Origin of the sequence: Mycobacterium sp. (assembly GCF_050701515.1) — a bacterium.
Classification (GTDB): domain Bacteria; phylum Actinomycetota; class Actinomycetes; order Mycobacteriales; family Mycobacteriaceae; genus Mycobacterium.
In genome coordinates this window covers 1-4,674 of record NZ_JBOGDB010000214.1, presented here as the reverse complement: position 1 = coordinate 4,674, position 4,674 = coordinate 1, and the positions used below count along the sequence as shown (strand labels likewise).

5 protein-coding genes and 1 pseudogene are annotated in these 4,674 nt (G+C 66.3%); 5 read left to right on the top strand and 1 reads right to left on the bottom strand.

The features are described from left to right. The 3 genes from ACRDU5_RS17045 to ACRDU5_RS17035 form a co-directional block, all read left to right on the top strand. The coding region (locus ACRDU5_RS17045) for a Dyp-type peroxidase (protein ID WP_526615837.1) at nucleotides 1-1,029 on the top strand (1,029 nt) is incomplete at its 5' end. A gap of 8 nt (nucleotides 1,030-1,037) precedes the next feature. Beyond that, nucleotides 1,038-2,051, top strand: coding sequence for a hypothetical protein (locus ACRDU5_RS17040; protein WP_526615836.1), 1,014 nt, complete (start codon nucleotides 1,038-1,040; stop codon nucleotides 2,049-2,051). Nucleotides 2,052-2,122: 71 nt separating this feature from the next. Then, nucleotides 2,123-2,407, top strand: a complete 285-nt coding sequence (locus tag ACRDU5_RS17035; RefSeq protein WP_526615834.1) for a 4a-hydroxytetrahydrobiopterin dehydratase — start codon at nucleotides 2,123-2,125, stop codon at nucleotides 2,405-2,407. On the opposite strand, the gene ACRDU5_RS17030 is transcribed toward ACRDU5_RS17035, so the two are convergent. Further along, nucleotides 2,352-3,605 (bottom strand): mannosyltransferase, encoded by a 1,254-nt coding sequence (locus ACRDU5_RS17030; protein WP_526615839.1) that lies wholly within the window; start codon nucleotides 3,603-3,605, stop codon nucleotides 2,352-2,354. The genes ACRDU5_RS17035 and ACRDU5_RS17030 overlap by 56 nt on opposite strands. 139 nt (nucleotides 3,606-3,744) lie before the next feature. On the opposite strand from ACRDU5_RS17030, the gene ACRDU5_RS17025 reads away from it, so the two are divergent. Both ACRDU5_RS17025 and ACRDU5_RS17020 read left to right on the top strand, forming a co-directional pair. Next, the gene (locus ACRDU5_RS17025; RefSeq protein WP_526615833.1) at nucleotides 3,745-4,290 is read left to right on the top strand and encodes a hypothetical protein; all 546 of its coding nucleotides are present in this window, start codon (nucleotides 3,745-3,747) and stop codon (nucleotides 4,288-4,290) included. Beyond that, nucleotides 4,287-4,674 (top strand): annotated as a pseudogene (locus ACRDU5_RS17020) (Rv1157c family protein); the annotation flags it as partial. The gene ACRDU5_RS17025 and the pseudogene ACRDU5_RS17020, both read left to right, overlap by 4 nt.

Below are 4,674 nucleotides of genomic sequence, written 5' to 3'. Positions count from 1 at the left end.
CTTGGGGACACCGGCGCCAACGCGCCGGAGCACTGGGTCGGCGGCCTGGCCGGCGATGATCTGCACGCGATCGCGATCCTGTTCTCGCGCACCGACGAACAGTGCCGACGATCCATCGAGGAGCACGACAAGCTGCTCGCCCGGACCGACGGAGTGCGCAGTCTTTCGTTCCTCGACCTCAACGCGACACCACCGTTCAACTACGCCCACGACCATTTCGGCTTCCGGGACCGGTTGTCGCAGCCGGTGATGAAGGGCTCCGGCGAGGAGCCGACGCCGGGTTCCGGCGCTGCGCTGGAACCGGGAGAATTCATCCTGGGATATCCCGACGAGAACGGGCCGGTGACGAATCTCCCTGAGCCCGAGGTGTTGTCACGTAACGGCAGCTATATGGCGTACCGCCGACTGCAGGAACACGTCGCGGCGTTCCGCGACTATCTGCGCGAGCATGCGGAAACACCGGAAGAGCAGGAACTGCTCGCGGCGAAGTTCATGGGGCGTTGGCGCAGCGGCGCGCCACTGGTGCTCGCGCCCGACAAAGACGATCCGGAATTGGGCGCAGATCCCGTGCGCAACAACGACTTCAATTACAAGGAGATGGATCCGTTCGGCTATGCCTGTCCGCTCGGCTCGCATGCCCGCCGGTTGAATCCGCGCGACACCGCGCACTACATAAATCGTCGACGCATGATCCGCCGAGGCGCGACCTACGGACCAGCGCTGCCGGAGAACGCGCCCGACGATGGCGTGGACCGCGGCATCGCCGCGTTCATCATCTGCGCCGACCTCGTGCGTCAGTTCGAGTTCGCGCAGAACGTGTGGATCAACGACAAGAGATTCCACGAACTCGGCAACGAGCACGACCCAATCTGCGGAACTCAGGACGGCACGATGGATTTCACGGTCCCCAAGAGGCCGATTCGGAAGGTCCACAAGGGCTTGCCGGCGTTCACCACCCTGTCGGGTGGGGCCTACTTCTTCCTGCCCGGCATCAAGGCGATGCGATATCTCGCTGCGCTGGGTGATTAAGGATCAACATGAACACACTGTCGCGGGCACGCACGTACAACCAGAGCCACACTTCCCGACCCCATTCCGGCGGCCGACGCATCAGCATCTACTGGACCTGGAGCTACCCTTGGGAAGCCCAACGCGATCCAGCCGTCATCGAGAACCGCTTCTCCACGATGACCGAGGTGCGAAACGTTCTGTGGCCGTCTTACGAGACGACGGAATACAACGCGGATAACTTCCTGCAGGGCGTCGCCGGCACGCTGGAGCTCTTCCACCGGTCCGCCCTGGCCTTCCAGGAGCTCGCCGAGGAGGCCACCGGGCACCCGGTGGCGGTATTCCAGCGCATCGACCAAGCCGGCTACAAACTTCCGATCGACGAACGGATCCTGGCCGACACCGACACCCTCCTGGTGTTCGGGCTCGACCATCTGCTCTCCGAACAAGAGGCCTCACCCGAGGAGATCGCCGCGATCACCGAGTGGCTCGGGCGGGAAGGGACCTGCCTGCTTCTGGCGCCCCATCACGACGTGGGTTTCACCGACGACTACGAGCAGCGTCAGGTCGAATACCTGCACCACGGCGACCGGCTCGTGCCCCGCCAGCAACGCTTCGGCCAGTACACCCGCTCACTGATGAAGGCACTCGATGTGCCCGTTCACAACATTTGGGGGCTGCGGCCCGCCGTCGTCGAAGGCACCCAGGAGATCGCACCACTCAACGCCATCCGCGACCTCGACACGCCGCGGCTTCTCGACAACGTCACCACGTTCAACTTCCACCCGCACCTGCCGCATTACGAACTCACCGCACCAGAAGGCGACGAACTACGGGTGCTCGGCCGCCAGCGCGTCGACCCGAACCGACCGCATCCATTCACCGCTACGGGCAACACGGAGTTCAACGCATTGATCTGGATGCCCCCGGCCGGTCAGCGCGCGGGAGACATCGTCCTCATCGACTCCACCCACTTCACCACGCTGTTCGGTGGCACCGACAGCCTGCGAAACCTTTGGCATAACCTGGCCACCATGAAGTAGCCGTATCCTGTCCAACCTCAGGCTGGCCAGGGTGCGGTGATAGTGGGCGACCTAGGAGGATCTCAAGCAACATGGCTGTGTTAACGGACGAGCAAGTGGACGCCGCACTGCCCGACCTCGACGGCTGGGAACGCAGCGAAGGAGCAATCCGCCGTTCGATCAAGTTTCCCGCCTTCCTTGACGGCATCGAGGCGGTACGCCGGGTGGCCGACAAGGCCGAAGAAAAGGATCATCACCCCGATATCGATATCCGCTGGCGGACAGTGACTTTCGCGTTGGTGACGCATTCCGCGGGCGGAATCACGGAGAACGATCTGGCGATGGCTCGGGAGATAAACCAGATCTTGAACGTTTAGGACCAGTAGCGGCGATCCACGCCAGCGTGGCCAGCGTCGCCACGATGTAGATCAGCCCGGCCCATGCCAGGTACCAGGGCCGGCTGATCTGCCAGATCGTGGGCTGCGCGAAACTCAGCAGCCACGGCACACCGATCAGCGTCAGGGCGAGCCAGCCCCACCCCAGAACCCGGGCGCCGAGTCGTCGGCGCAACGGGCCGTGCAGCAGCCAGATCATCAGCGGCAGCACCCACACCCAGTGGTGGGTCCACGAAATCGGCGACAGCAACAATCCGAACAGCTGCACCACCACGATTCCGCCCAGCCGGTCGTCGGTGCCGACGGCACGCCACGCGAGCAGCGCGAGTACGGCGGTGAGACCGATGGCCACAACTACAAGTGGTCCGTAACCGGCGTCGTAGCCCAGGATCCGGGAGATGCCACCGCGCCAGGACTGGTTGAAGGCGGTGCCGATCGGTCCCACCCGGTTGGCGTCGCCGAGCAGCTCGGTGAAGTAGTAGCGGGTCGCGTCGCCGATCACCAACGCCGAAACGCCGATCGTCGCGAGGAACACCACCGCCGAGAACACCGCGGCGCCCCACCGTCGCACGCCGAGGAAGTACAGACCGCTGACCGCCGGCGTCAGCTTCACCCCGGCCGCCAGCCCGACCAGCAGCCCGGACACCCACCATCGCGTGCCGTAGACCGCGTACAGCACGGCCAGCACCAGCAGCACGTTGATCTGGCCGTAGTCGAAGGTGCTGCGCAGCGGTTCGAGCCAGATGCCGACGGCGGTCCACAGCATCGCGACACCTCGGCTGCCGCCGAATTCGTCGTGCACCGGCAGCAGGCGCTGGCTGATGCGGACCACTCCGTACAGCGCGGCGATGATGCCCAGCTGCCAGGCCAGCGCGACGAGCCCAAACGGCAACAAGTGCAGCGGATAGAAGACGACGGCGGCGAACGGCGGATAGGTGAACGGCAGCGGAAAATCCGGCGTCTGATCAGCGTAGACGTAGTCGTAGAGGGTTCCCCGCTCGTCCAATGCGCCGGCGCCGCCGACATACACGTGCAGGTCGACGAAGTTCGCGCCGTTGGGCGACAGGTAGGTCCACGCCAGCCGCGCGGCGATGCTCGCCAACAGCAGCAACGGCGCCACGGCCGCCAATCGTGCAGGCGGCCGCGGGACGGTCCTTGTCGTGGCGGGTGTGGCTCTTATCCGACCGACTCTAGCGACCGGTCACCGAACGCCTTCACCTCCGTAACGGTTGGATAAACGCCACACGTGTCACTTGAGTAACTCTAGTAACGAGCTAGCTTCGGCCTGAGGCGTTCGCCGTCAAACGATTGGGAGAACCATGAAACGCTCCGGGAAACTGCTTGCTTCGACGATGATCGCCGCTGGTGCGGTCTCGACAGCGCTGGCGCTCAGCACGACGGCGGCCGCCGAGCCGGCGCCACCGGCCAACCCCGGCGTGCCCGGGTTGCCGTTCATCAACCAGCTCGGGAACATGCAAGCCGCCGCTCCGCAGATGATCCAGAGCCTGGCGGCGGTCATGTCCGGGACGCCGGCCACGCCGGCGGCACCTGCACCGGGCGCCACCGCATCGGTGACCCTGCCGCAACCGCCCGCGCTTCCGGGGGCCGCACCGGCGCTGCCCGCGGCCGCCGCTCCGACCAACCTGCTGTCCAATATGTTGCCCGGACAACTTTCGATGCCGACCAGCCTCGCCTCGTTGCTGCCAAGCGGGGTTCCGCAGCCAAATCTGGCCACGCCGGCGGTCGCCGCACCCGCCGTTGCAGCGCCCGCCGTTGCTGCTCCCGCCGTTGCAGCTCCCGCCGCTGCTCCCGCGGTCCCGGGTGCAGGCCTGCTCGCGCCCACGCTGTTGGCCGGTCTGCCGTGACACCGACCAGGACGCTGTTCGCCAAGGCCGCCGTCGCTGTCGGCTCGTCTACGGCGCTGCTGCTGAGCCTGACGGCAACCGCGAACGGCGAGCCGACGTCGCCGCTGCCGATCGACGGCCTGCAGGCGCCCGGCATGCCGGCCGTGCAAAGCCTGGGCCCGGCGATTCAGCAGGCGGCGGCCGATCCGACCAACGCGGCGTCGATGTTGATGGCTGCCGCGGCGGCGTTCACGGGTAATTCGGCGGCACCGGCGGACTCGAAGAATGTGGCGTCGGCGGTCAACCAGTTCGTCGCCGAACCCGCGGTCGCGCACGTGCCTGCAGCGGGTGCGGGCCCCGAGGCACACCTGCCCGCGGGCGTGGACCCGGCCCACGCCGTCGGGC

What these genes read in the sequence shown, in the direction of transcription:
- ACRDU5_RS17040 (WP_526615836.1), top strand. Translation starts at nt 1,038, where the DNA reads ATGAACACACTGTCGCGGGCACGCACGTACAACCAGAGCCACACTTCC.
- ACRDU5_RS17035 (WP_526615834.1), top strand. Translation starts at nt 2,123, where the DNA reads ATGGCTGTGTTAACGGACGAGCAAGTGGACGCCGCACTGCCCGACCTC.
- ACRDU5_RS17025 (WP_526615833.1), top strand. Translation starts at nt 3,745, where the DNA reads ATGAAACGCTCCGGGAAACTGCTTGCTTCGACGATGATCGCCGCTGGT.